This is a genomic window from Paraburkholderia sp. RAU6.4a, from assembly GCF_050435625.1.
Lineage (GTDB): Bacteria > Pseudomonadota > Gammaproteobacteria > Burkholderiales > Burkholderiaceae > Paraburkholderia > Paraburkholderia tuberum.
In genome coordinates, this window is sequence record NZ_JBNDKQ010000003.1 from 1,909,129 (window position 1) to 1,934,310 (window position 25,182).

A 25,182-nucleotide genomic window follows, 5' to 3' on the forward strand; every position below is an offset into this window, starting at 1 on the left:
AACGATTCATTCGTCCTGTTTGTCGTCCTTCGTCTTGTAGCTATCGCGTGCTTTCTTGTAGCTGTTGTCAAAGGGCTTTAGACCTAACGCTTTCGCGCGTGAGGCGTATCCGCCTACCGCGGCAACTGGCAAGCCTAAGATCACCAATGCAAGGGCTATAACGCGTGGAAGAAAGTCAAGCGCAAGACCACAGGCAAACATTCCGATGCCCAAAACTATGAGGCTAATTCGTCCCCATTCCGCGATGTTTCCGTCGACGATCAATCTAATCTTGCTCACTGAAACTTCCCTTTTAGCTTAGACCACTGCGTATTCACCCAGTCCTGCGCGCTCTGTGCTTGTCCACTATTGCCGGTTATGTTGCCGAACTCGTTAATTACTGGCGCAGCTAACGGGTAACGTCCAGTCATTGCGCCGGTTACTTGGCCAATTGCCGTTGAAACCGCATAGTTCCCGAAGTTCGGGGAGGCCGCCTGCTGGATACCATTAAGCAACCATGAACCGACCGAGGCTCCGACTGCAATGCCTTCGGCCGGAATCGACAGGTAGGGAATCGGCGAGCCCGCAGCCGCCAAGGTAGTCGCAATTGCCGACGTGCGGTCAAGTTGAGTTGCACCGAAACCAGCCATGGCGCCGGTCGTATCCCGCATAAATTGCGCATCCGATTGGTCGAACTTTGTGAACGGTCCCGTTATATTGACAGAGCTGCTACCGCTCTGTTGATAGCTGAATTGACTCGGCACGCCACCCGGCGACGCAGAGTTGTAGTTCGCAAGAATGTACGACTGCAATTGCGAATCTGCTTGCACAGTCTTCTGCGCGAGAACCGTCTGTCCGTCACTCGTTGCGGGAGCCCCGATCCACTGAGCCCCCGAATCAGTGGGGACTTGTCCTATTAACGTGGTAGCTGTGCCCGTTTCGTAGGTACCATTTACCGTCACCCCCATGATACGCATCTGGTCTTCGATCTGCGCTTCGGTGTACTTGCCGCCGCTCTTGTCCGCAAGCTGTTTGGCGAGAGTCTTTTCTTCAGGGTGCAGTTGCCGGTTAAACCGGTCCACGTTGTACCCCGAGACTGCACCTGCGTTGCCGCCGATCGCCGCGCCTGCGCCCGTGGCAATCGCATTGGCCACGATGTTCCCGAGAGCTTCATTCATTGCCGCATTGCCAGTCGGATTCGAACCGGCAATTGCATCGCTCAGGTTGTTCAACTGTCCCGCCGCAATCGACGCAATCGCAGCGCCGGCAGCGCCACCGATGGCATTGCCACCTGCCAGGCCGGTCACAAGGGCCGCGCCCGCCGCCTGCATCATCGCGCGATCTGTGCCGCCTTCCTTCCACGCGTCCATGCCTGCCTGATCGCCTGCGGCGGCTGCCTCGTCATACTTCGTTTTCGCATAGTCGCCAATCCGCCGGGAAACGGCTTCGCCCGCTGCGCTCGCTGCCGCCATCATGTCGGACTGCCTGTCGAGAAGGTCGTTCACGTCCGGCAATTTCGCCACCGTGCCGTTCGTGTTCGACGTATCCCGGTTCAGGCTTGCAATGCCCTGGGTCTGCTTCGCCGCATCGGTCGTAATGATCGTTCCCGCGCTGATCGCGCTTTTCGTCGTCGCGCTGTCGCTTCCGCTGTCGTTCTGGCTTAGCATCGGCGCGATGCCGCCCCCGTTGATGCCTGACGTGCTGCCGTGCGTGCTGTAGTTCGCGCCACCATCGCCCGCCGTGATGCCCCCGCCGATTCCGCTGGAATGTGCGTCATAGCTGGATGAATTCTGAACGTCAGAGAACGTCAGCGTACCTGTCGAAAGCGTGTTTTTCGACGCATCGGCCTCGCTGGCGATCAGGCCGCCCTTGAGGTCGGTGTTACCCACGACACTGATGTTGAATCCGCCGTCACCGGCCGAGATTCCAGCCTGTTCATTGACACCCGCATAGCTGCCGCTCGCGTTCGCGTCGGTGTGACTGAAGCTCGCGCTCCCGCCGCCCTGGCTGATGCTGAATCCGCCGCCCGTACTTTCCTGATGCGCGGCGCTCGTCATCGTGTCCTGTACGCTTGCGATATTGAGGTTGCCGCCGACGCTGGCATTCACTTGCTGGCCGCTCACGTTGGACCCGATGATGTTCGTATCGCCGCCCGAAATGATTGTCGCCGTATTGGCCGCCGTCACATGCGTGTTGTTCTGCGTGGCCGCATCGGTATTGCCGTCGCCGTGCGCCTTCGACATGGCGGCATCGACGCCGAAACCGCTGCTGCCATAGGATATGCCGACGCTGCCGCTGCTCGACTGGTTCGTGCTGCGCGTCGAATCGGTGTCGGTCGTATTGACGAGATTCACCTGATTCTGCGCCGCGAGAATCACGTCGCTGGCATTCACGTTCGAACCGGCGATGGTCACGTTGCCGCTGCCGGCCGTGGCGTTACCCGTTGCGACAAACGCCGCTGTTCCGCCAGCCGTCACGTTCGACCCTACGTGCGTGGTGGAGTCCTCCGCGTACGTGCTTTTCGAGCTACTGGAGCCGAAACTGAGTTCGACCTTCATCTGAGGCGTGGCGCCCGTCGCAAGATCGTTGACCAGCCCGCCTGCGGCCATATTCGCGTCCCACGCCGCGCTCGCTGCCGCCATGCCGTGCAATGCCGCCGCCCGATCATCCTTGCTGTTGCTGGCGGCATGTGTCTGGTCAACCGCATTCGATATGGCATCGATGACCGGCGCTTTCACGGCAAGGGTGAACCCGCTCTGTTTGACCGCATGCGATTCGTCATATTGCGTGGTGTCGGTGGCGGCGTCGATGATGACGTTCGCGCCCGTACCGGTGACGTTCTTCGCAGCAATGAGATCACTGCCTGTCACATGCAGATCATTGCCCGCGACGATGCTCAGATTGCCCGCGAGCGAGCCAACGGTGCTGCCCGTGTTCGTCACCTGCGACGTATTGGTGGTATCGGTCTGCGTCTTGCTGCCGACCGAGATACCGACGCCGCCGCTCGTACCGAATCCCGACTCATGTTTCTGGTAGTACGTGGACGTAGTCTGCGTATCCTGCGAAGTCGTAATGTTGACGTTGCCAGCCGCCGCGAGATTCACGTCGTTCGTGCCTGCCACCGTCGAGCCTTTCACGGTCAGGTCCTTGCCCGCGCTGATGTTGACGGTATCGCCTGCCACTATACTTGCCACGCCGATATTTGCCTGCGTGCTCTGTGTCGTGTCCGTGGTCGAGCCGTGAAACGCGCTTCCGCGCTTCGATTCGGTCGCCACGTAGCTGTCGTGTTCCTCGCGGGCTTCGTTCAGCGTGACGTCGCCGCTTGCGGCAATCGTCGCTGCCCCCGTACCCGCCGCGAGTGTCGATCCGGTCAGCGTCACATTGCCCTTGCTGGTGTCCGTGCTGACCGCGCCAAGCGTTGCATTGCCGCCTGCGGTAAAGGTCGTGCCGACCGCCCGCTCGTCGTACGCATGGTCAACCTCCTTGCGGGAGGGGCCGTCGGTGGCAACGTTGTTGAAAGTGGCAGTGTCCGTCACCGTGGTAGCCGTCAGGTTGCCGCCCGCGACCACCGCCATGTCGCCGCCCGCCGCAACGGTTGCGCCCCTGAGCGTCGTGTCGTTGCCGCTCTGCATCGTAAGACTGCTGCCTGCCGTGATCGCACCCGTCTCATTGATCGTGCTGCTGGCATCCCAATGGTGCTGCGCGTTCTGCATCCCGGACTGCGACGTTGTGGACTGCACCGCATCAACCGTGATGTCATGTCCTGCCGTGATCTGCGCGTCACCGCCAGCGGTGATATTCGCGCCGTGCATGGTCAGGTCATTGCCCGCTGCAACCACGATGTCGCCGGTCGACGCAATCGTGCCCTGTGCGCCAAGCAGGGTGGTGTTCATCCTGCTGTCGCTCGCCGCGTTGCTGACGCCCACCGTGTCGACCAGCGTCGTATTGATGATGTTGTTGCCCGCCAGCACCGCAACGCGGTTGCCGCTGATCATCCCGGACGCATTGACCACATCGTTCGTCGCGGCCACGACCGTGGTGCCGTTCGTCCCACTGCTGCCGATGGTGCCGCCACGGTTCAGGATATCGGTGGCGCTCACGACCGTCTGCGTACCGCCTTTGATCACGCCGCTGTTCGTGGCGCTGCCGGTCGCATGAATCTCGACGTCATCGGCGGAAATCAGCGCGCCGGTCGGTTGCAGGTCGTTCGCATGGGTCTGCGCGAGATAGACAACGGGCGCGAGGACCTGCTGCGTGCTGCCATCGGGCAGTGTGACGGCCTGACTGACCAGCCAGACAATATCGCTCGTCAGCGCATCCATCTGCGCAGCCGTCAGCGCGATACCGGGCTCAAGCCCGAACTGTTGCGCAACGTTCACGCCGTTCGTCATCAGCGCCTGATAGTCGTCCAGGTTGTTCGTATAGCCTTGCAGATAGACGCGGCCTGTCAGTTGCGTGATCTGCTCGCGAATCAGCTGTTCCTCGTACATGCCGTCGCCCAGGCGCTTCTCGACAGTCTGCGGATTGAGCCCAAGCTGCTTCAGCATGTAGTCGCTGGAGATGAAACTCGTATAGCTGGTCAGGCGCGGATCGGTGACGACCAGGTACGATGCGCCGGGCGCAGTCTGATAGGTGTAAAGGCCGCTCGACGGCAGGGTGAGATTCAGCTTGCCGGTGCTGCTCGCGACCGTCTGCGGGGCGTCGACCTGCGGCCCCGTCAGGACCTGATTCGCGCCGAGCGTGCCACCGGTGGCCCCGGTCGCGGAGTTCGCCGCCGCCACGTTCGTGTTGTTGATGTCCGTGCCGCTGATCTGGACCGCGTTATTCGCGATGATCGTGCCGCCCATGCCACCGATCGCCACAGGCGTCAGGACGATTGACGGTTCCGTCACCGTCTGCCGGTCCTGGCTGGTGTCCACGTTCCACGCATAGGTGGAAACGATGTCCTGACGCTGGTACTGGTACAGCGTCTGTCCGGTATTGTTCACCAGCGTGCCGCCGTAATTGCCGCTGCCGTTGGCAATCTCGCCGTCCTGCTGGCTGGCGCCGATCTGGATCGAGCCGCCCGCTGCGATCGCACTATAGCTGTTGTTGAGCGTACCGACGTTCGCCAGCGTCAGGTTGCCGCCCGCTAACAGTTGCGCCTGCTGGGCCTGCGGACCGGTTACCTGGTCCTGCTGCGTGGTGGTCGTCGTGTCTCTCGCGACCTCGACGACCTGATAACCATTATGTCCACCGCTGAACGTCGGGTATTCGGTCGACGGCAGGTAGTTGATGTTCGGGTCGTAGTCGTCCCAGTAGTTGACGGTGACCGAACCGTCAGCGTTCTTCGTCAGTGTGTTGTACCAGATCGTCTGTTGCTGGCCGTTGACGTTGACGACCAGCACGTTGTCGGTCGCATTCGGCCCCGAGGTCTGCGACACGATCTGCGAGGCGCTGAACGTTGCGTCGAGCGGATTCTTGTAGCCATCGCTCCAGGTAGGATTGGAACAGGCCGGAATCGGACCACCGGTCGGACAGATGATGTACTTGCCGCGCTTGGTCTGGTGTTCAGTCTCAACATCGGTTGTCACTGTCTCAACCGTGGGCGCGGGCCGCGAGTTCGTCAGCGTCTGCGTCGCGACTTCGATATTGCCCTGCGCCTCGATGGTGGACTGGTCGTTGGTGAGCGAATTCGAGCGGTTCGCGAGCAGACTGTTACCGTCGCGCGTCGCGTCGGCGGCGATGTTGATATCGCCCAGGCTGAACAGGTTCGCGCCGCCCGTGTTCGAGATATCGCCGGGCGAGTACAGGTTCAGTTGCGAAGCGGCGGCCATGATGGCAGCGGGGCCGGTGTTCACAATGGACTGGCTGGCGTTCGCCGTGACGGTATTGCCGATGAGGGTGGCGGTGTTGGTCAGAGTGGCGCTATTCGTCGTAACGGTGTAGCCCTCGATGCGGCCTTCATTGGTGATCGCGTTCGCCGCGTTGACGGTGGTGCTGGCCGAATTGAGGTCCGCGCCCGCCCGGTTGTCCACGTTCGCCGCATTAACTGTCAGCGCGTTGACCGCGCCGAGGGTCCCCTGGTTCGTGAAGCTGCCTGCCGTCGTGAAGCTCAGATCGTGATTCGCCTGGATCAGGTTGGCGGTGTCGAGCGTGTAGTCGCCATTGATGGTTACTGCGCCGTCGCGGCCCGCCACGATGCGGCCGTCACCGGTCAGCTGATTCGTCGCGACGCTCAGGTCCTGGTCGCTGCCGATTGCGCCGCCCTGGTTGGCCAGCGTGCCAGCCGTGATGGCAACGCCGCCACCACTACCGTTGTCATTGCCGATCCGTCCCGACGTGTTGTCGAGCGTCGCCACGTTCAGACCGAGCGCACCGTTGGCGTGGATCGAACCATTCTGGTTCACGACCGTCGCGCCCGCCTGGTCGAGCGTGAGGTTATTCGCGCCGGAAAGCGTGCCGCCGCTGTTATCGACCGACTGCACGACATTCAGCGTCAGGTCCTGACCCGATACGACCTGTGCGCCCTGAGTGTTGGACAGCGTCTGTGCGGCCAGCGTCACGTCGCCGTTGCCGCCGATGGTGCCCGCGCCTGCAACGCCGCCCGCGTTCGAGTTCGTGATGGTTGCCGCGTTGACGGTCGTCGAGCCCGTGCCGATATTGGCAATCCGGCCATCCGTATTGTCGAGCGATGCGCCCGACACCTGCAATGTTGTATCCGCGCCGTCCGATTCGATCTGGCCACCGGTATTGACGAGCGCGCCCGATGCCGAGGCCGATACGCTGCCGTTGCCCTGGATCAGACCCGCTGAATTGTCGAGCGTGCTGCCGGACTGCACGGTTGTCGCCCCGGATGCGGTGACCGTACCGCCCGCATTGTTGACGCTGCCTCCCGTGACGGACACATCACCGTTGCCGCCGATCAGTCCGTTGCCGGTGTTCGTGAGTGCGCCGCTGGCGCTTACCGTCGTGGCTCCGGTGCCGCCGTTCGCAATAGTGCCGCCGTCGTTCGCGACGCTCTGCGCTGACACGTCGAGCACGCCGTTGGCCTGCACCGTGCCGCCCGCATTGTTCAGCGCGCCCGTGCCGGTTATCGATACGTCGCGTGCGCCGACATAGCCGCCTGCGCTGTTATCGAGCGAGGCCACCTGAAACGTCGCGGACGATTGCCCCGCCAGCGTCCCGCCCCGGTTCGATACCACGCCCCCATGGACATCCAGCGAGCCATTCGTGGCGATGGTGCCCGCGTTGTTCGACAGCGAACCGGTGGCAATGGACAGGGTGCCGGTCCCGGAATCCGTAATTCTGCCGCCGTCGTTGATGAGCGCAGCGGGCGCGAGCGTGAGGCTGGAACTGTTCGTTGCCAGCGATCCGTTCGTGTTGTCGAACGTACCGGACACATTGACGGTTGTCGGCCCGGTGCCGGTCTGCGTCAGCGTGCCGCCGTGGTTGGTGAGGTTCGCTGCCGCCAGCGATAGCTGCGTCGCGTTGAGCGTTGCGGCACTGGTGTCAAGCGTCTGCGCGGCGGAAACAGTGAGCGTGCCGTTAGCAGCGCTCTGGCTGCCCGTCAGCGTTACGTTGTTGCCCTGAAGCGTGGCATTGCCACCCGCGATGTTCTGGCCTGTGGCGGAAAGGGTATCTGCCGCGCTCAGGGTCAGGTCGCCGCTCTCAGCGACGCTGCCGTCCGCATTGATGCCTGCGCCGAGGGTGCCGGTTGACGTGACGTTCCCCGCACTGATGGTCAGGTTCTGCTGCGTGTAGGTCGAGCCGCTGTTGTCTACATCGCCCGCCGCTGACACCGCAAGATTGCCGCTCGCGGTTGTCTTGCCGGTGAGAACCAGCTTGCCCTGCGTCGTGAGCGTCAGGTCGCCCGCCTGGGCGGCGATCACGCCCGCATTGGACACCCCGACACCGTATTCATTGCTGACCAGAACGATACGATTGGCGTACATTCCGCCAAGCTGGCTCACGTCGATGGACACACCTGGCGCTGCGCCGCTGCCTGCGATGGGCGTCGCGGCCAGCGTGTCGTGATTGACCCGATTTGCGCCGGCGATAACATTCAGGCCGTTGGCACGGATGGCCGCGTTAGCCTCCACCGCGCGGGAGATCAGGTCCACCTGATCAATATTGGTCGCGTCCAGGCCCGCGCCCTGGACGGTAATCATGCCGCCAGTTACGTTGAAACCGCTCAGGTTGCCGCCCGCATCGAGCATCGGCGTGCCGGTGGTGAGAATGCCGCGCGTGGTATTGATGAAGCCGCCGCCATCGACCACGATCCCCGAACCGTTTGCCACGACGACTTCGGCCCTGTTGCCCGCCACTTCGAGATAGCCGCGCAACTGGCTGGGCGAATTGCTGTTGACCTGGTTGAGAATGATCCGCGCGGACTGGCCTGGCGAAAGATTCGGGTTACCACTCACCTGTCCTGCGAGTTGTGTGTTCGTGATAACGGGCGAGTTGTTCAGGATCGCGCCGTTTTTCTGCACATCGAACTGCGAATACGTATTGACCGAAACACCCGCATTCGACGCCTTGTTGATATCGACCTGCGGCAGGCCATTGCGCGTCTGGATGACATTCGGCGCGTGCGCGCCCGAGGGCACGATCTGCGCATCCGCGAGAACAGGTGCGAGTCCGCACAGCACCAGCGCGGCGAAAGCTGCGTGACGCATGGCGAACAGTGTGATCGGGCGCCGTGAGGCCGATGAATGGGTCTCGCCCTGACTTGCGTTGCCGTGGGCAATGGCGGTTTCCGCGACAGCGACGAGCATACTCCGGCACCGGCTGAAAACCAGCCTGAACATGTTCTTGTTCATTCTGCATAGCGTATTTTTTTAACCTGCCGAAAAATACCTCATACCACCGCTCGGGTAAGTTAAATATTGTCAATGCAGTGCGAAGCAACAACAGAAATCAAAAACAGGAATTGTCTGATCGACGCAAAGCGCCAATATTTGCAGAAGAGATATGCAAACGAATAAACGTCTGCTTCTCGCCATCTAATTGAAAAAGGCGCCATCAAGCCACTTTCATTGGAATGCCGACAGAACCGGTTAGTGTTTTGTCGTGGTAAAGCCAGGAGTCACAGGTCTGCCGTTTTTTTGACGTTTATTGTCAATGTTTGTCAAAACGGATCTATCCTAAATTAAAACTGTTGACTGCGATTCATTTAGATGGTTAATTCGTCGGGTGTTTTCTGGAAAATCAGAAGAGTTCAAATGGAACAACAGAAACAGGACGGCACTGGGGACGAGGAAGAATGCCTGCTTTGCCGTATCACCTATTCGATCTACTCAAACTTTCCGCCAATGCCATCCGCAATGGCGCTGAACACCGAAACCGGCGAATGGTTTCCGTTCGATAGGCTGAAGTCGTATTCAAACGGTTACGAGATGGCCGTAGCCCTGGGCACCGCATGGGCGTGCGATTGTCGCGGGCGCTCACGACAAGCGGACGACGCGAGCATGGCAAGCTCGCTCTATGGCAGCAGCCCGCGCGTGCCGGAGAATCTCGGCAATGCTCAGTCGTTCGTCTATCAGCCCGACATGCCGGACGGCGACGCTGTGCAGCTCGCCGGCGCCGATGGTCGGCCCGGTAACAATCAGGCGCAGAACAAGCAATTTAAGGCGGTGGTCAAAGCACTTGGACTAAGCAAGAATCAAGCACGCCGCCTTCACTACGATATTCAGATGGACGATCTTGAGTATCACGGCATGATGGAGCGCGCCCTGGACCTGTTTGGAGACAAATTGGAATGATCGATACGAAAGAGCAGGTAGGACTTCACCTTTCCGCCTTGATCGGGCTTAACGTTAGCGGAGTGGCGCACGCGGCCGACATGCTTACGTTACAGTTCGGTCCGCTTCGGGAGGTAAAGACCGGCAGAGGAACCATCAAGTATCTGGGCGATTGGGCGCTCCATATTCAGTGCGACTGGCGCATCGAGCAGGGACACGTGATCGTTGCGTCTTATTCGGACTTCGCAGCGTCTGAAGAGAGAACGAGAGTGACAACGGAACGAATCCGTGATCTCCTTGTGACACATGGCCCAACGGCTGTTTTGAATATCGAGGCGGGCGAGAACGGTGATGCCGTCATTTTGCTGGCGAGAGATATGCGACTAGTCATTCTTGCGGATGCGATACCTGATGATGAGGACTGGCGCCTATTCCCCTCGAATCCCGACGCGAAGCATTTCGTGATCGAGGGTGGCAAGGTCGATCCCTGGTCCTTGTCGTAAGGAGAGACTGGACATTGAGCGTCCCCTCATTACCGGTATTCCTGGTAATCGTCAGGTGATGCTCGACATGGCAGAGGTATCGACATTGAATAAATTTTTGAGGTGCTTCTTGCTAGTCATGGCGCTTTGCAGCTTTCGGCCGATATTTGCCGATGAGGTGTTCAACGATTCGAATTGCATGCAGTACCTGGGCGGTGGCGGATTTGGAGATTTTGATTGCTATGAGCATCATGCAAGATCCCTTGAAGTCGACAACAAGAAACTGGCGAATTCAATTAAATCCGCACGAGGCATCAAAGGCGCGAGCAAGGCTGAGCTCGATCGGTACATGCGCGCACAAGATGAATCGGCAAAGGCTTGCGATCTAGCCCCTAAACTAGCTTATGATTGGAATATTGAAGAACCGCCAAAAACACACGTGGATATGTACGATGTCACGGGAGCGCGTTGCCATTATTCAATTCGCAAGCAGCAAAACGAAATCCTGCGCGACCTCTATTCGATAAAAACGGGTTGAACGACCCGTTTCGGCGGGGCCATTTAAAGGCGGGTCACGCAGGCAAGCGGCACCACCACGACTGAGCATCGGCCACGTCGCTTATCAACTCGATCCCGCGAGCACGAAGTCGTTAGGCATCAGACGTCGGGCTTACGGGTGCCGCGACGAGGCGTACATATTCCTCAAAATCCGCGCCGCGTTCCCCGGCATTGCGCTCGTGACGAAGCCTCAGGCTGCGGAAGGAGCGAAGCCATGCGATCCGCCCCGCCAAGCACCACTACTTCCACGCATACCTCATCCCCACCCAGAACCCCCTCGGCGCACCCGGCCCGACGAACTGCTCGTTGACCGGCGCCGTGCCGTTGAACGTATTGCCCGGTCCGGTAAAGAAGTTCTCCCCGAGCGCGCCGAAGCTCGCATAGCGCTTGTCGAGCAGGTTCGACACCGACGCGAACACCTGCAACTGTTTCGTCACCTGGTAGCTGGTGTCCATATCGATCAACAGATAGCCGGAGATCTTGCCGTTCACGTCCTGGTTGTTCTCGTCGCCCTGCGCGTAGATGCTGCCGCGCCACGTCAGATTCGTGCCGATTCGCCATTTCGCGGTGGCCGCGTAATCGAGCCGCAGCTTGACGGTCGTCGCCGGAATGCTCGGGATGTGATCGCCGGGATGCACGGTGATGTTGCCGTTCGCGTCGGCGCTCGAGTTGCTGGGGCTGCTTTCGACCCATGTCGACTGGTAGGTCGCATTGACGTAGCTATAGCTGCCGGTCACCGTGAACGGACCGTACTTCGTCTGCCCAGCCAGTTCGACGCCTTGCCGGCGCGTGCGCCCGACATTCTGGAAAAACCCCTGCGAACTGCCCGCGCCGTTGCTGCTGATGAACTCGATGTCGTTGTCGAGCGTCGTGCTGTAGGCAGCCGCGCTCCATGTCGTGTTGCCGCCGATCCTGCCGCGCGCGCCGACTTCATAGGTCTTCGAAATGACCGGCTGCAACGACGGATCGGAGATGAAGTCGTTCGGCAGCGAACACGGCGCGTTCGGATCGGCGCAGGCCAGCTCGATCGCGGTCGGCGAGCGCATGCCCTCGTTGTAGGTCGCGTAGGCGGTGAGCGCCGGCGTCGGATTCCAGTTGATGCCGACCGCCGGATTGAAGCGCGAGAACGTATGGTGGCCGTCGAGCTGCGGCTGCGTGCCGGATTCGTCGCCGATCGTCGCATCGGCCCAGTTGTAGCGTCCCGACAGCGTCAGCGACCACTGCGGCGTCAGCGACAGCGTGTCGGTCAGGTAGATGCCGTAGTTCGTGTTGTGCGTGTTCGCGTTGGTCTGCTGTGCGAAATTCCCGATGCCGACCGTCGCGCGCGAATCGGTAAACGTCGCGTCCTGCGACGACTGCGTGAAGCGCGAGTCGGCGGCATCGACGGCCATGCCCGCGATGAACTGGTTCTGCATGCCGCCGAGCTTGCCGAGCAGCGTCAGTTGCAGGCTCGCGCCGTAGCTGTCGGTCGTCACGGTGGACTGTACGTTGGTCGCCTGCAACGTATCGACGCTGCCGTCGGGATTGATCGTGCCGTAGTCGTTGTTGACGTTGCTGCTGGTGTTGGCATTGCGAAAGTGCCGGTAGTACGCGTTGCCGCTCAGTTCGACGTTGTCGTTGAAGTAATGATCGCCCGACAGCGTCAGATAGCCGGCGCTGTTCTGATTCTGATCGGGATACGTGTACGGTTGCCTGGGGTTACCGAGGAACGAGCGCGGAATGGTTTGCGCGCCGTGCAGATCGTTGTCCGCGCCGCCGGCCGATAACGACAGCGTCGTGTCGGCGTCGGTATAGCGCAGCTTGCCGAACGCCTGGCGGATGCGGCTCTCGTTCTGCTCGGCCCAGCCGTTGTCGTTCGCGGCGTTGGCGGTGAAGTAGTAGTCGAGGTTCTGGCCGATCGTGCCGCCCTGTTCGATCTGCGCGGCCTTGCGTCCCCACGAGCCGCCCTGTATTTCGGCCTCGCCGACCGGGTTGTCCTTGCCGTTTTTCGTCGTGATCGACAGCGCGCCGCCGAGCGTATTGAAGCCGAAAGTCGGATTGGAGCCGGGGATCAGCTGCATCGTGTCGATCGCCTGTTGCGGCAGCAGGTCCCAGTTCACGACGTCGCCGAACGGTTCGTTCACGCGCACGCCGTCGACGAATACCGACAAACCTTGCGGCGTGCCCAGCAGCGGCGACGCGGTGAAGCCGCGATAGAACAGGTTCATCTGATACGGGTTGCCCTGCGCGTCGGAGATCGTGACGCTAGGCAGATTCGCCGCGAGGTAGTCGCTGAGTGTCTGGCGGCCCTGCCGTTGGATATCGGCCGCGTGGACCGTCTGCACGTTGGCCGGCACCAGCGTGAGCGGTGTGCCGATGCCGAGCAGCGGCGTGGTGCCTACGACGACGATCGGCGCGAGGGTCGTGGTGGGTGTCGTGTTGCTGTTGGCGTTGCCGTCGGCCGTGCCGGAAGAGGCAGCGGAAGAGGCAGCGGAAGACGCCGGGGACGGCGCCGACGCCGCGACTGGCGGCTCCGCCTGCGCCCATACGCTCGTGGACAGACCGGCGAGCGCGCCGCCGACGCAGAAGGCGATGCCGGCACGCCGCTGAAGCCGGCGTTTGCGGCGTGCTTGTGATCGCATGCTCATCGTTATTGTCTCCTGCCGGCTTGATTTGTACGCGTGTCGCGCGTTGTTTGACGTTGGTGTAAAGCTTCGCATACGCGTCTGTAAGACGCGCGGGAGCTTTTCCCGATCTGCCGGGGAAGCGTTCCCAAACTCGCGCAAAACCCGCTGCGCGTGCCGGCGCTGAGTAGAATGCAAGCGTCATGTCAAGCGAACCGATCCATTCCTCTTCCGCTGACCGAGCGCCGCCATCGTCGCCGATATGGCGCGACCTCGGCTGGGTCGTCGCCGTGACCGTGCTCGCGGCGGTGCTCGGCGCCGCCTTCGATGTCAGCGAGAAGGTCTACCGGTTCACGCGTGGCATGGAGCGCTTCCAGCTCGACGAGTTGCCGGGCGCGCTGTTCGTGCTGTCGATCGCGCTCGCGTGGTTCGCGTGGCGCCGCTATCGCGATGCGCGCCGCGAACTGCGCCATCGCCGCATGCTCGAGGAACAGGCCGAACGACTGCTCGCCGACAACCGGCGCCTTGCCAGTCAGGCGCTGCAGGCGCAGGAACTGGAGCGCCGCCATCTGGCGCGGGAGCTGCACGACGAGCTGGGTCAATACCTGAACGCGATCTCGCTCGACGCGGCGCGCATCCGCGATCTATCGGGCGAGCGCGAGCCGGAAATTCATCGCATCGCGCTTGGGCTGATGCAGAGCGCGACCCATGTGTACCGCGAGATCGGCGGCATGATCCGCCGCCTGCGGCCGATCGGTCTCGACGAATTCGGCTTGCCGACCGCGCTCGAACATTGCGTCGACGGCTGGCGCGAGCGCTTGCCCGAAGCGTCGTTCTCGATGACGATCGAAGGGGATTTCAGCGGCCTCAGCGATGCGTTGACGATCACGCTGTACCGGCTCGTGCAGGAAGGACTGACGAACGTGTCGAAGTTCGCGCGCCGCTCGCGCGTCGAACTGTTCATGGTGCGCGCGCCGCGCGAACACAACGGCGCGCAGATCGACGAGATCGTCGTCACGATGGCCGACGACGGCCCCGGCACCGATCTGACGAAGCCGCGCAGCGGGCTCGGGCTGATCGGCATGCGCGAACGCGTCGAGGCGCTCGGCGGCGAATTTCACATCGCGAGCGAGCCGCAGCGCGGGTTTCTGTTCTGCGCGCGCGTGCCCGCTCAGGCGGGGCTGGCCGAGCCCGTGAACTGAAGCCCGAGGCGGCTTGCCATCTGCGCGAGCTGTACGCCGTTGTCGGCGCCGAACTTCTGCCGGATCACCGATTGGTGGTTGGCCACCGTTTTCTGACTCAAGCCCAGCTTTTCGGCGATGCTCGGCAGCGTATAGCCCTGCACGAGCAGCCGCAGCACCTCGAACTCGCGCGCCGACAACTGACGCCCCGGCGGCCCTTCGTTGAACGCGGTGCGCAGCGCGAGCGCCTGCGAGATGTCCGGGCTCAGGTAGCGGGCACGCCGCGCGATCGAGCGCACCGCTTCGACCAGCACGTCGGGCGCGCTTGCCTTGGTCACGTAGCCGAGCGCGCCCGCGTCGAGCGCGCGCCGCACGAAGATCGATTCCTCGTGCACGCTGAAGATCAGCACGCGCGCGTCCGGTTCGCGCGCGAGCATGCGCCGCATCGCTTCGATGCCGCTTGCGCCCGGCAGCGCCACATCCATCACGACCACGTCGGGCCGCAGCGCGCAAAAACGCTGGTAGGCCTGCGCGGCGTCGCCCGCTTCGCCGCACACCTCGACGTCGGCATTCAGTTCGAGCAGACGCCGGTAGCCTTCGCGCACGACCGCATGGTCGTCGACGAGCAGAACGGAGATAGTGTCGGCACTCATGATTGGACTCCGGGTGACGCCCGGTTATCGCCGCCGGCGTCGGGCTCGCGGGCAGCGGCCGCGAACTTGCGTGAGTTGGCGTCGTTGCGGAACAGGATCGGCTGTTCGCGGGCCGCTGCTGTCGCCCCGGTTGCGGATGCAGATCCCGATGCTGCACGCCGCACGATCTTGACCACGGTGTCGTGAAACGGCGACTTGTCGCAGACCGGGTCGGCGTTGGCCGCGTCGCCGGTCAGCAGGAAGGCCTGGCAGCGGCAGCCGCCGAGGTCGAGGTCCTTTTCATCGCAGCTGCGGCACGGCTCCTTCATCCACCGCAAACCCCGAAAGCGGTTGAACGCGTCGCTGTCGTACCAGATCTCGCGCAACGGCATGTCCTTCACGTTCGGCAGCGTCAGGCCGGGCAGGCCGCGCGCCGCGTGACACGGCAGCGCGGCGCCGTCGGGCGCGACGCCGAGGAACACCGCGCCCCAGCCGTTCATGCAGCGCTTCGGGCGGCGCTCGAAGTAGTCGGGCACGACGAAGAAGATCTTGCAGCGCTCGCCATGCGTGCGGCGATAGCGCGCGACCACCGCTTCGGCTTCTTCGAGCTGCTGTTGCGTCGGCATCAGTTGCGCCTGGTTCTCGCGCGCCCAGCCGTAGAACTGCGTGTTCGCCAGCTCCAGATATTCGGCGCCGAGAGCCAATGCCATCTCGATGATCTTGTCGACATGCGGCAGGTTGTAGCGATGCAGCACGCAGTTCATCACCATCGGAAAGCCGTGCCGCTTGAGCGCGACGGCGACGCGCTGCTTCAGCTCGAAGGTGCGCGTGCTGCTCAGGAAGTCGTTCAACTGCTGCGTCGAATCCTGGAAGGACAGCTGGATGTGATCGAGCCCGGCGGCCTTCAGATCGCCGAGGCGCTGATCGGTGAGACCGACGCCCGACGTGATCAGGTTCGTGTAGAAGCCGAGCCTGTGCGCTTCTTCGACGAGTACTTCGACGTCGTCGCGCACCAGCGGCTCGCCGCCCGAAAAGCCGAGCTGCACCGCGCCGAGCGCGCGCGCCTCGCGCAGCACGTCGAGCCATTGCCCGGTGGTCAGTTCGCGGTTGTGATCGGTGTAGTCGAGCGGGTTGTAGCAGAACGCGCAATGCAGCGGACAGCGATAGGTCAGCTCCGCGAGCAGCCACAGCGGCGGCGGCACGACGGCGGCCGCGTCGCTTTGCACTTGCGCGCCGGGTTGAGAGCCAGCTTGAGAAAGATCGGTCATCGCGCTACTCCAGCCAGCCGCGCCCATGCGCGTCGGCGATGAAGGCCCGCACCTCGCTGCCGATGCCGGTCGTGTTGAACGCCTGTTCGAGGTCGGCGATCAGCGTATCGATGTCGCGTGTGCCGTCGCAGCGCTTGAGGATTTCTCCCGCGCTTTGATTGAGCTTCACCATGCCCTCGGGGTACAGCAGCACGTGCGCGTTCTGCGCGGGCTCCCATTGCAGGCGAAATGGCTTGGCGATCGCGAGCGGCGTGGCGGGGTCGGCGCGTGTCGAGTCGTTCATTGCGCAAACGCCTTCTCGATCGCGTCGAGCATGGTCCACAGAATGTCGAGCTTGAACTGCAGGATGTCGAGCGCCCGTTCCTGCTGATCGCGGCGCGTGAAATGGGCAAGCGTGACCTCGAGTCCGTGCTGGACATCGCGCTGCGCGAGCGAAATGCGTGAGCGGAAGTACGCGAGGCCCTCGGGTTCGATCCACGGATAGTGCTCGGGCCAGCTCGCGAGCCGGTCGCGATGCACCTGCGGCGCGAACATTTCGGTCAGCGACGAGCACACCGCTTCCTGCCACGGCGCGCGGCGCGCGAAATTCACATACGCGTCGACGGCGAAGCGCACGCCCGGCGTCACGTGTTCGAGCGACCACAGTTCGTCGCGTGTGAGGCCGACCGCATCCGCGAGACGCGCCCAGGTTTCGATGCCGCCTTCCGCGCCATCGTAGCCGTCGTGATCGAGAATGCGCAGCACCCAGCGGCGGCGCGTCTCGCGGTCCGGACAGTTCGACAGCACGGCCGCATCCTTCAGCGGAATGTTGATCTGGTAGTAGAAGCGGTTCGCGACCCAGCCGCGAATCTGCTCGCGCGAGCAGCCGCCGCTATTCATCTTCACGTTGAACGGATGGTGGATGTGATAGGCGGTGCCCTTCGCGCGCAACTGCGCCTCGAATTCTTCACGGCTCCAGGCGGGTCGGTCGATGCCTTGAGTTCCCGTGGTACTCACGTCGCGTGTTGGTGTTGTTGGTGTCGTGTCCTGAATGTCTTTCGCGTTCATGCCGTCTCCGTTTTATCGTCGTTCACAGCCGCGCCTCGTTACCGCATCGCTCCGTACTCTTCACTGCGCGCTTCAAAGCTCGAAGCTCATTGCGTCGTACGCGACCTCGATGCCATGCTCGCCCAGCATGCGCCGCTCGGGGCCGTCTTCGATCAGGATCGGATTCGTGTTGTTGATATGGATCAGCACTTTGCGTTTCGCGCCGAGCGAATCGAGCGTTTCGATCATGCCGCCCGCGCCGCTCTGCGGCAGATGGCCCATATCCGCCGAGGTCTTGTTCGACAGGCCGAGGCGGATCATTTCGTCGCCGGTCCACAGCGTGCCGTCGACGAGTAGCAGATCGGCCTCGCGCATCGCCGCCAGCACGTGCGGCTCGATCGCGCCGAGCCCCGGCGCGTAGAACACGCGCCGGCCCGATTGCAGGTTCGTCAGCACGAGTCCGATGTTGTCGCCGCGCTCCGGCGCATCGCGATGCGGCGAGTACGGCGGCGCCTTGCTCGACAGCGGCAGCGCGTCGATGCGGATGCCGGGCAGCGCGTCGACGGCGAGCGGCGCGCCGTCGAGCGCGATACGGCGGTGCTCGACTCCGCAGTAGTGCGACAGGATCGGCGCGACTGGAAAGCCGGAGCGGAGGTCTTGCCAGACCGCATCGGTCGCGTATAGCGGCAGCGGGGTGTCGCGTTCGCGCAGCATCAAGAGGCCGGTCACGTGGTCGATCTGCGCGTCGATCACGAGCACCGCGGCGATGCCGCTGTCGCGCGCGCGCCGCGCGGGTTGAAGTTCGGGATGCGCGGCGATCTGCGCGAGCAGATCGGGCGATGCGTTGACGAGCAGCCAGTCCTCGCCGTTCGCGCTGACCGCGATCGACGACTGCGTGCGGCGCGTCGCCTTCACCGTGCCGCGACGCACTCCGTCGCAATTGCGGCAATTGCAGTTCCACTGCGGAAAGCCGCCGCCCGCCGACGAGCCGAGTACCTTGATCTTCATGCCGCGCGACGCATGCTGCTGCGCCCCTCTTCGACGGTGGGAGTGAACATCGCGGTGAGCGCCTGCGCGACGCATGCATGCAGCGCGGGGTCGCTCGCCAGATGACCCGCCGCGCTCACAGACTCGACGCGCGCCGACGGAACCACGCGCGACAGACGTCGCAGATTGCCGCGCGGACACACCGGATCGCGCCCACCATGCACGGCCGCAATCGATACCCCGGCCGCCGCCGCGCGGCGCGCGAGCGACAGCAAACGCGTCTCGCCGAGCCAGCAGCGATGCGCGAGGTAGTGCGCCTGAATCCGGTATTTGCCGATCAGCTTGCGCGCTTGGCGTTGGGATTCGCGTGGGTTTCGCAGGTTCGCACCTCGTTGTGCGGCGCCTCGTGGCGATGCGCTCGCGAGCACCGCGTTTTCATAGCCGCGCCAGGCCAGCGCGAGCGCGCGTTGCCGCGCTTCATTCGCGCCGTATTGCAAGGTGTCACCGCAACGCGCGGCCAGTGTCGCGGGCTGCTCGCAGCGAGCAGCGGCACGCAGTCTCGACCACGCACGCGGCGCGCGCTTGCGTGACGCGATGAACAAACCGCGCACTTCGCGCGCGGAGGTCAGGAACAGGCCGCGCAGCACGACGCCCGTCACCGACCGCGGACACCGCCCCGCATACGCGAGCGCGAGGGCCGCGCCCCACGATCCGCCGAGTACGCCCCAGCGCGCGAAGCCGAGCCGCGCGCGAATCGCTTCGAGATCGGCGATCAGATAGTCGGTGCGGTTGTGGCGCACGCTGCCGTGCGGCGTCGAGGCACCGGTGCCGCGCTGGTCGATCAGCACGACGCGAAAGCGCTGCAGATCGAACAGCCGCAGCACGCCGGGCTGACTGCCGCTGCCCGGGCCGCCGTGCAGCACCGCGACCGGCACGCCGTCGCGCGCGCCGGCCAGCGCATACCAAACGCGATGACCATCGCGCGTGCGCAGCGTATGGACTTCGAGCAGGGCGGCCGCCTGCGTGTGGCCCGATAAGCCTCGCATCGTCATGGCAGCATCCTCGCGAGCAGGTTGTCGCGATCGATCCACTGATGCTTGAACGCGCCCGCCACGTGCAGCACGATCAGTGCGATCAGCGCGAAGCCGATGGCGTGGTGAAGGCCGAAGAACAGCGCGCGCAGATGCGCGTCGTCCCAGCCCCACTTCGGCAGCAGGATGCCCCAGAAGCGCGTGCCGTAGGTGTTGAACGACGAGCCGAGATACCCGGCAAGCGGCATCGCCACCATGCCGACATATAAAAGACCCTGCGTAGTGCGCGCGGCGGCGCGTTGCCACGGTGGCATCGGCGGCAGCGGAGGCCGGTGAAGGACCAGCCGCGCGACGATGCGCAAAAGCACCAGCAGGAAAACCGTCAGTCCGAGCGACTTGTGCAGATTGATCAGCGTCGCCTTGACGGGCAAGCCCTTCGGCAAGCCGACCATATAAAGCCCGAGTGCGAGCAGCCCGACGATGCCGAGCGCGATCAGCCAGTGCAGCGCGATCAGCAGCCCGGCATAGCGCGGGCCGCCGGCGCTGGCATTTGCGTTGACGTCGATATCAGGCTTCGCGTTTGCAGAATCCGCTGTCCTCATGCCCTGTCTCCATGCAACATCGTTGCGGGACGTTTCTTTTTTGCCGAACACCGTTTCAGTCGCGGCTGACATAGCTGGTTCAGCCGGCGATCAGTATTTCACCGCGGCCGTCGACCGCGAGGTCGCCCGTGAAACGGACCGGCAGACGGTCCGCGCGCCACTGCGAAAACGGCGCGATTTCGGCCGCGAGACTGCGTATGAGCAATGACCAGAATACGTCGAAACCGTGTCCGCCGCCGGTGAAAGTAGGGGGCGGCAGTGGCTCTGGCCGTTGCGCGAGCAGCAGCGTGCCACGCCTCATTGCATAGGCATAATGCGCGCCCAGTTGCCCCGCCACGCCGACGGTTCCCGCCACCAGCCGCGACGCCGCGAAGTCGCCCGCGTTGCCGCCGACCAGCACGAGGCCGCGGCGCATCCGGTCGGCGAGCCGCGCGCCGGCGTTGCCGTGGATCGTCAGCGTGCCGCCGCTCATGCCTTCCATATCGCCCGTCAGTGCGCCGGCGGCGAAGTCGCCGCTGTCGCCGCGCACCGTCACGCGTCCGCCGCGCATTTCGCAGCCGGTGAAGTGCCCCGCGTCGCCGTCGATTTCAAGCAAGCCGCCGCTCATTCTGAAGCCGCTGTAGTCGCCGACCGAGCCGCGCGCGACGAGCCGTCCGCCGTCCATCTGCGCGCCGAGCCGGTCCAGCCACCGCGCGGCGTCGTCGATCAGCAGCGTGGCCATGTCGTCGCCAGACGCAGGCGCGTCGTCGCGCGAAACCTCGAAGACGTCGCCGACCACGCAGCGCTCGTTGCCGGCCGGCAGCACGATGCGCTCGATCTCGGCCACGCTCATGCTGGCCAGCGCCGAGGGTGACAGCGCTGCGGCATCGACGCGAAAGCCGGGTGGTGTCTTCACGCGCAACGTGGTCGTGCTCATGCGTGACTCCCGTTGAGTCCCGCCGCCAGTTCGTGCAGATGAAAGTGGTACGGCCCGAGCTTGCCGCCGTAGTTGCCCGCGGAAATGCGCAGCACGCCGGCCGCGCGGCCGAGTCCGGCGGCCGCGCCGATCCCGGCCGTCATCGCCGCGCCGACGTCGGCGTCGGTCAGACCGTCGATGACGATTTCCAGCACGCAGCCAACGTCCGCGCTCAACTCGCTGCGCCGCGCGAGGCCGATCAGGCTCGGGCAGAACGCGTCGTTGGTCGACGCGGTCGCGCCCGCGTACTTCGAGCCGATCTTCGAGCCCGAGCGCACGATGCCGCCGGGAAACGGCATGATCACGTTCGGCAGCCGGCGCATCGCGGCGACCGCGGCTTCGGCCGCCGCGAGCGCGGCGCCGAGGTCGCGCGCGAGCAGCAGCAGGTTGCCGCCGCCGACGGCCTTGACCGTCGTCGCCATGTCTTCGCAGACGAACTCGCCGTCCATCACCGGCACGCGCCAGTAACGCGTGGGTCCGTTCCCCGCGTCGATCATCTTCGCGATCTGCCAGCCGTCGCCGAAAAAGCGCAGCCCGCTGCCGAGCGGCGCCGGGTCCGACAGCGGCGCGCGGCTCGTGGCCGGATCGATGCCGCCGTAGACGGCCGTGCTCGGACAGGTGAGCACGCACTGGCCGACGCGCCGCCCGATCTGCTTCGCGAGCTCCTTCGACGACACCGCGAACAACAGCACCGCGACGCCGGGCCGGCCGTCGGGCGTGGCAGCGGGCGCGAGCGCACGCTCGATGCCCGCCTCGCAGCCGCAACCGATCACCGAGGTCGCGAAGCCCGCCAGCGAGTTCGCCGCGTGCATCGCCCACGTCGGCGTGTGCGCGGTGATCACGAGCCGGGTCGCCTTCATCGGAAAGGCTTCGGCGAAGGTCGCGTCGATCGCGGTGCCGTTGATGTCGAGCGGGGCGGGAGCGTTCATCGTGGACGCGTCAGGTTAGACATTCGATGGGCAGTAGTCGTCCGCCGCGGCAGCAGCGGCAGGCTTCGTCGTCGCTGATCGCGGCGTGGGCGAAGTTGCTCGCGAGGTTCGCGTCGCTATACGCGCGCAGCGTTGTCTCGATGCCGCGATCGAATTGCGGCGCGACGAAATGGATACCGCCCGTCGGCGTCGCGACCAGCGTGCCGTCGCGCGCGACCAGTTCGCCGTCCTTGAACACATAGGCCGGCGACGTGAACATCCGCTCGCGGTCCGGCTCGTCGCGATAGACGGCGATGTCCGCCGCCGCGCCCGCGCCGAGATGGCCGCGATCGCGCAGACCGAGCAGCCGCGCGGGACCGGCGCGCGTGATGATCGCGATCTCGTACAGCGAGAATTCGCGCTTGAGCTCCGGCAGCGCGCTGGCGACCTGCGCCTCGGGATGCAGCTTCGCCAGTTGCTCATCGCGAAACGGCTTGTCCATCAGCAGGCGAATCAAATGCGGATAGCTCGTGAACGGTCCGCCGTTCGGATGATCGGTGGTCATCGCGACGCGCCACGGGTCGTCGACGAGCAGGAAGATTTCGAGGCCGATGATCCATTGCAGCGCGTTCACGTAGCTCTGTTCGCGATAACGGAACGGCAGCACGCCGCAACCCGCGTCGCACTCGATATCGCCCACCACCCACTTGTGCGGCCGCGCGAGCGGCGCGTTGCGGAACTGCATCATCGTGTCGCCGGAGGCCGTGACGGTCTGTCCGAAGATGATCTGGCCGACGTCGATCGACACGTTCGGCCGCGCGTTCACGGCCTCGGCAATCTGCCGCGCGCCCGACGAAAACTTGCGCGAACCCTCGGTGCCATAGCTGTGAAACTGGATATGCGTCAGATGGATCGGCAGACCGTCGGCGGCGTCCATCGTCGCGATGGTCGAGGCGAGGTTACCGGGCACGCCGAGGTTGCTCGTGTGCACGTGCAGCGGATGCGGCACGCGCAGCTCGGTCAGCGCGCGCGTCAGCGTGCGCAGCACGTCGCGCGGCGTGATGCCGTAGTGCGCGTGCGGCTCGTCGACGTTTAGCGAGCGCTGGTTGAACTTGAACGCCGAGATGCCGCCGGGGTTGACCACCTTGACGCCGAGCGCCTTGCTCGCGGCGATCGTCCAGCCGACGTAATCGCGCAGACGTTCGAAGTCGTCGCGCGCGGCGAGCATCCGCAGGAACAGCTCGTCGTTGCCGAGCATCACGTACGCGCCGTGATCGATGATCGGCGTATCGCCCATTTCGAGGTGCGTGTGGCGCGCGTTGGACGGCATCATCGCCGGCTCGAACGCGGCCGTGTAGCCCATTTCGGCGTAGCGGTAGCCGGTCGCGAGCGTGCCCGGCGTGCAGACGCCGCACGACGGCAGGCGCAGGTAGCGGCCGTTGTCGTCGCGCGCGGCTTCGTAGGCGGCCTCGCGCGGCGCATGGGCGCCCCGCGCATCGGCGCGATGATCCTCGGGCAGCAGCAGGCGCGACAGATTGGTCTTGCCGCCGCCGATATGCGAATGCAGGTCGATGCCGCCCGCCATCACGATCATGCCGGTCGCGTCGTATTCACGATCGACGGGCGTGGTGGCGGGCACGTCGACGATGCGGCCGTCGCGGAACGTCAGGTCGCGGCGCTCGCCGTTGACGTTGTGGATCGGGTCGAACACCGTGCCGCCCTTGAGCCGGACGAGAGTCATGGCTGATCCTCGCGCGTACTCGAGCGTTCGCTCAATTGCCTGCTCAATCGCCCGCTCAACTTCGCGGCAATCGACGCCACCGACTCCAGCGCGGCACCACGCGCGGCGGTGAGCGGCATCACGACCGTGCCGTCGACGCGAAACAGATGCCCGCCGCTATCGACGCCCGGTGTCGCGACCGGCACGAACACGGTGTTCGCGCCGCGCGCCCTGGCGGCATCGGCGAGCGCCGGATGACCGAGCACGATCAGGGCAAGCGCGGGATCGAGCGACGCCGGCCACGCGTGCGGCGCGAAGCCCGAGATCCACAGCAGCGCATCGACTTCGCGTTCGGCGAGCAGCCGAGCCGTCCGATAGCGGTACGGATCGTGATCGAGCGCCGCGGTGCCCGCGGCGTGCGCCGGCATCGACACGCGCGTGCGCAGCGGCAAGCCGGACAGCCACGTGACGGTCTGATTGACCGTCAACGCGCCGTCGTCGCCGCCGAGCGCGAGACATGCCGCGCGCGTCGTGCGATTCACGGCCTTCACGATCCGGTTCAGCGCTTCGATCAGCAGCGCCGCGTGCGGCGCGGGCAGTGCGGCCGGTTCGTAGACGACCACCGTATAGCGCGCGCCGGCGATGCGTGCGTGCAACGACGCGAGCGCGGTTGCCACGTTGGCTGCGCTGCCATCGCCGTGGCTCAGCGCGGCGGCGTCGCGTCCTTCCGCGAGCGCTGACCACAGCGCGAGCGTGTCGTACGGATCGGTGTCCGGCAGCAGCGTGTCGATGCGCGTTTGCGCGAAGCCGGCCGCGGCGGGGTCCGCTTCGCAGCCGACGAAGACCAGCTCGCGCGCGAGTTCGGTGCCCGCCAGCGCGCGCGTGAAAAAGCGCGGATAGCGCCGCGACGGCTGACAGCCGAAGAACACCAGCAGGTCGGCGCGCGCGCGCACTTCGGAGAGCGTCGTAAAGAACGAGCCACGGTCTTGCAAAGCGAGCGTCGCGGGCGTCAGCGCATCGCCGTGCAGATGATCGAGGATCGCGCCGCAGGCGGCGGCAAGCGGATACAGCGCGCGGGTGCCGGCGACGTCGGTGGCGAGGCCGCCGAATAATGGGCGGCGCGCGTTCGCGAGCAACTGCGCGGCGCTCGCCAGCGCGGCATCCTTGTCCACTTCGTTGCCATCGACGGTGCAAGCGCATTGCGCGTCCGTCGCGCCGTACTGCGCGAGCGCGTGAGCGAGCCGCGGACATTCGGTGTCCGGCACATCGAGCGTGCCGTCGTCGTGGGCAGCGGCGGCCAGGTCGTCGCACAGCAAAGGGCAGAACGGACAGATCCAGTCGCGTGTGAGCGCCGCGGCGCGCGTTGCGCTCGGGCTGGGGGTCGATGGATCGATGGAGGGGCTATGCATGGGGCAGGTTTAGCAAGCTCCATGCCGACCTTTCGACCCTGCGGTAAGGGTGCCTGATCCTGCGTCGGCGCGCGCGTCAAAGGCCCACCGCGCCATACAAAATGTGTGCCGTTCTGGAG

The 25,182-nt window shown here is 64.3% G+C and carries 18 protein-coding genes; 4 read left to right on the top strand and 14 right to left on the bottom strand.

Features of this window, described 5'->3' with window-relative positions; all coding sequences use genetic code 11:
- Nucleotides 1–6: 6 nt before the first annotated feature.
- The gene (locus OKW40_RS33400) at nucleotides 7–279 is read right to left on the bottom strand and encodes a hypothetical protein (protein WP_429493431.1); all 273 of its coding nucleotides are present in this window, start codon (nucleotides 277–279) and stop codon (nucleotides 7–9) included.
- Nucleotides 276–8,780: a hemagglutinin repeat-containing protein gene (locus OKW40_RS33405; RefSeq protein ID WP_429493432.1), complete on the bottom strand. Its 8,505-nt coding sequence runs from the start codon at nucleotides 8,778–8,780 to the stop codon at nucleotides 276–278. The genes OKW40_RS33400 and OKW40_RS33405 overlap by 4 nt, the downstream gene beginning before the upstream one ends.
- A 402-nt stretch (nucleotides 8,781–9,182) precedes the next feature.
- On the opposite strand from OKW40_RS33405, the gene OKW40_RS33410 reads away from it, so the two are divergent.
- From OKW40_RS33410 to OKW40_RS33420, 3 genes are read left to right on the top strand one after another with little or no spacing between them, the layout of a single operon-like run.
- Complete coding sequence (locus OKW40_RS33410; protein WP_429493433.1) at nucleotides 9,183–9,722, top strand: hypothetical protein; 540 nt, start codon at nucleotides 9,183–9,185, stop codon at nucleotides 9,720–9,722.
- Nucleotides 9,719–10,204, top strand: coding sequence for a hypothetical protein (locus OKW40_RS33415; RefSeq protein WP_090809023.1), 486 nt, complete (start codon nucleotides 9,719–9,721; stop codon nucleotides 10,202–10,204). The genes OKW40_RS33410 and OKW40_RS33415 overlap by 4 nt, the downstream gene beginning before the upstream one ends.
- Nucleotides 10,173–10,721, top strand: a complete 549-nt coding sequence (locus tag OKW40_RS33420) for a hypothetical protein (protein WP_429493434.1) — start codon at nucleotides 10,173–10,175, stop codon at nucleotides 10,719–10,721. The genes OKW40_RS33415 and OKW40_RS33420 overlap by 32 nt, the downstream gene beginning before the upstream one ends.
- Nucleotides 10,722–10,980: 259 nt before the next feature.
- Here OKW40_RS33420 and OKW40_RS33425 read toward each other — a convergent pair whose 3' ends face one another.
- Nucleotides 10,981–13,368, bottom strand: a complete 2,388-nt coding sequence (locus OKW40_RS33425; protein ID WP_429493435.1) for a TonB-dependent receptor — start codon at nucleotides 13,366–13,368, stop codon at nucleotides 10,981–10,983.
- Between the two features lie 179 nt (nucleotides 13,369–13,547).
- On the opposite strand from OKW40_RS33425, the gene OKW40_RS33430 reads away from it, so the two are divergent.
- Nucleotides 13,548–14,546 (top strand): histidine kinase, encoded by a 999-nt coding sequence (locus tag OKW40_RS33430; protein WP_429493436.1) that lies wholly within the window; start codon nucleotides 13,548–13,550, stop codon nucleotides 14,544–14,546.
- Here OKW40_RS33430 and OKW40_RS33435 read toward each other — a convergent pair.
- The 11 genes from OKW40_RS33435 to OKW40_RS33485 all read right to left on the bottom strand — a co-directional run bounded on the left by OKW40_RS33435 (nucleotide 14,516) and on the right by OKW40_RS33485 (nucleotide 25,063).
- Nucleotides 14,516–15,178: a response regulator gene (locus OKW40_RS33435; RefSeq protein WP_184064647.1), complete on the bottom strand. Its 663-nt coding sequence runs from the start codon at nucleotides 15,176–15,178 to the stop codon at nucleotides 14,516–14,518. The genes OKW40_RS33430 and OKW40_RS33435 overlap by 31 nt on opposite strands.
- A complete protein-coding gene (pqqE, locus tag OKW40_RS33440) occupies nucleotides 15,175–16,425 on the bottom strand; it encodes a pyrroloquinoline quinone biosynthesis protein PqqE (RefSeq protein WP_429493437.1) in 1,251 nt (416 codons plus the stop codon). The genes OKW40_RS33435 and pqqE overlap by 4 nt, the downstream gene beginning before the upstream one ends.
- 4 nt (nucleotides 16,426–16,429) lie before the next feature.
- Complete coding sequence (gene pqqD / locus OKW40_RS33445) at nucleotides 16,430–16,708, bottom strand: pyrroloquinoline quinone biosynthesis peptide chaperone PqqD (RefSeq protein ID WP_090809033.1); 279 nt, start codon at nucleotides 16,706–16,708, stop codon at nucleotides 16,430–16,432.
- Nucleotides 16,705–17,472, bottom strand: a complete 768-nt coding sequence (gene pqqC, locus OKW40_RS33450; protein ID WP_429493438.1) for a pyrroloquinoline-quinone synthase PqqC — start codon at nucleotides 17,470–17,472, stop codon at nucleotides 16,705–16,707. Before pqqC ends, pqqD begins: the two co-directional genes overlap by 4 nt.
- Before the next feature lie 72 nt (nucleotides 17,473–17,544).
- Nucleotides 17,545–18,459 carry a pyrroloquinoline quinone biosynthesis protein PqqB gene (gene pqqB, locus OKW40_RS33455; RefSeq protein ID WP_184067279.1) on the bottom strand — a complete coding sequence of 305 codons (915 nt, stop codon included), beginning with the start codon at nucleotides 18,457–18,459 and terminating at the stop codon, nucleotides 17,545–17,547.
- A complete protein-coding gene (locus OKW40_RS33460) occupies nucleotides 18,456–19,490 on the bottom strand; it encodes an alpha/beta fold hydrolase (RefSeq protein ID WP_429403641.1) in 1,035 nt (344 codons plus the stop codon). Before OKW40_RS33460 ends, pqqB begins: the two co-directional genes overlap by 4 nt.
- Nucleotides 19,487–20,071 carry a cytochrome b gene (locus tag OKW40_RS33465; RefSeq protein WP_409259691.1) on the bottom strand — a complete coding sequence of 195 codons (585 nt, stop codon included), beginning with the start codon at nucleotides 20,069–20,071 and terminating at the stop codon, nucleotides 19,487–19,489. The genes OKW40_RS33460 and OKW40_RS33465 overlap by 4 nt, the downstream gene beginning before the upstream one ends.
- Nucleotides 20,072–20,150: 79 nt before the next feature.
- Complete coding sequence (locus OKW40_RS33470) at nucleotides 20,151–20,987, bottom strand: formylmethanofuran dehydrogenase subunit C (RefSeq protein WP_429352403.1); 837 nt, start codon at nucleotides 20,985–20,987, stop codon at nucleotides 20,151–20,153.
- On the bottom strand, nucleotides 20,984–21,955 hold the full coding sequence (gene fhcD / locus OKW40_RS33475; RefSeq protein ID WP_429493439.1) for a formylmethanofuran--tetrahydromethanopterin N-formyltransferase: 972 nt from the start codon (nucleotides 21,953–21,955) through the stop codon (nucleotides 20,984–20,986). Before fhcD ends, OKW40_RS33470 begins: the two co-directional genes overlap by 4 nt.
- Before the next feature lie 10 nt (nucleotides 21,956–21,965).
- Nucleotides 21,966–23,675, bottom strand: a complete 1,710-nt coding sequence (locus OKW40_RS33480; protein WP_429493440.1) for a formylmethanofuran dehydrogenase subunit A — start codon at nucleotides 23,673–23,675, stop codon at nucleotides 21,966–21,968.
- Nucleotides 23,672–25,063: a formylmethanofuran dehydrogenase gene (locus OKW40_RS33485; protein ID WP_429493441.1), complete on the bottom strand. Its 1,392-nt coding sequence runs from the start codon at nucleotides 25,061–25,063 to the stop codon at nucleotides 23,672–23,674. The genes OKW40_RS33480 and OKW40_RS33485 overlap by 4 nt, the downstream gene beginning before the upstream one ends.
- Between the last annotated feature and the right edge of the window lie 119 nt (nucleotides 25,064–25,182).

Excerpts from the sequence above, each read along its gene's own strand:
- OKW40_RS33460 (WP_429403641.1), bottom strand. The coding sequence starts at position 19,490 with ATGACGATGCGAGGCTTATCGGGCCACACGCAGGCGGCCGCCCTGCTC.
- OKW40_RS33430 (WP_429493436.1), top strand. The coding sequence starts at position 13,548 with ATGTCAAGCGAACCGATCCATTCCTCTTCCGCTGACCGAGCGCCGCCA.
- pqqE (WP_429493437.1), bottom strand. The coding sequence starts at position 16,425 with ATGACCGATCTTTCTCAAGCTGGCTCTCAACCCGGCGCGCAAGTGCAA.
- OKW40_RS33470 (WP_429352403.1), bottom strand. The coding sequence starts at position 20,987 with ATGAGCACGACCACGTTGCGCGTGAAGACACCACCCGGCTTTCGCGTC.
- OKW40_RS33465 (WP_409259691.1), bottom strand. The coding sequence starts at position 20,071 with ATGAGGACAGCGGATTCTGCAAACGCGAAGCCTGATATCGACGTCAAC.
- pqqD (WP_090809033.1), bottom strand. The coding sequence starts at position 16,708 with ATGAACGACTCGACACGCGCCGACCCCGCCACGCCGCTCGCGATCGCC.
- OKW40_RS33415 (WP_090809023.1), top strand. The coding sequence starts at position 9,719 with ATGATCGATACGAAAGAGCAGGTAGGACTTCACCTTTCCGCCTTGATC.
- OKW40_RS33425 (WP_429493435.1), bottom strand. The coding sequence starts at position 13,368 with ATGAGCATGCGATCACAAGCACGCCGCAAACGCCGGCTTCAGCGGCGT.
- fhcD (WP_429493439.1), bottom strand. The coding sequence starts at position 21,955 with ATGAACGCTCCCGCCCCGCTCGACATCAACGGCACCGCGATCGACGCG.
- pqqB (WP_184067279.1), bottom strand. The coding sequence starts at position 18,459 with ATGAAGATCAAGGTACTCGGCTCGTCGGCGGGCGGCGGCTTTCCGCAG.
- OKW40_RS33485 (WP_429493441.1), bottom strand. The coding sequence starts at position 25,063 with ATGCATAGCCCCTCCATCGATCCATCGACCCCCAGCCCGAGCGCAACG.
- OKW40_RS33435 (WP_184064647.1), bottom strand. The coding sequence starts at position 15,178 with ATGAGTGCCGACACTATCTCCGTTCTGCTCGTCGACGACCATGCGGTC.
- OKW40_RS33410 (WP_429493433.1), top strand. The coding sequence starts at position 9,183 with ATGGAACAACAGAAACAGGACGGCACTGGGGACGAGGAAGAATGCCTG.
- pqqC (WP_429493438.1), bottom strand. The coding sequence starts at position 17,472 with ATGAACGCGAAAGACATTCAGGACACGACACCAACAACACCAACACGC.
- OKW40_RS33480 (WP_429493440.1), bottom strand. The coding sequence starts at position 23,675 with ATGACTCTCGTCCGGCTCAAGGGCGGCACGGTGTTCGACCCGATCCAC.
- OKW40_RS33405 (WP_429493432.1), bottom strand. The coding sequence starts at position 8,780 with ATGAACAAGAACATGTTCAGGCTGGTTTTCAGCCGGTGCCGGAGTATG.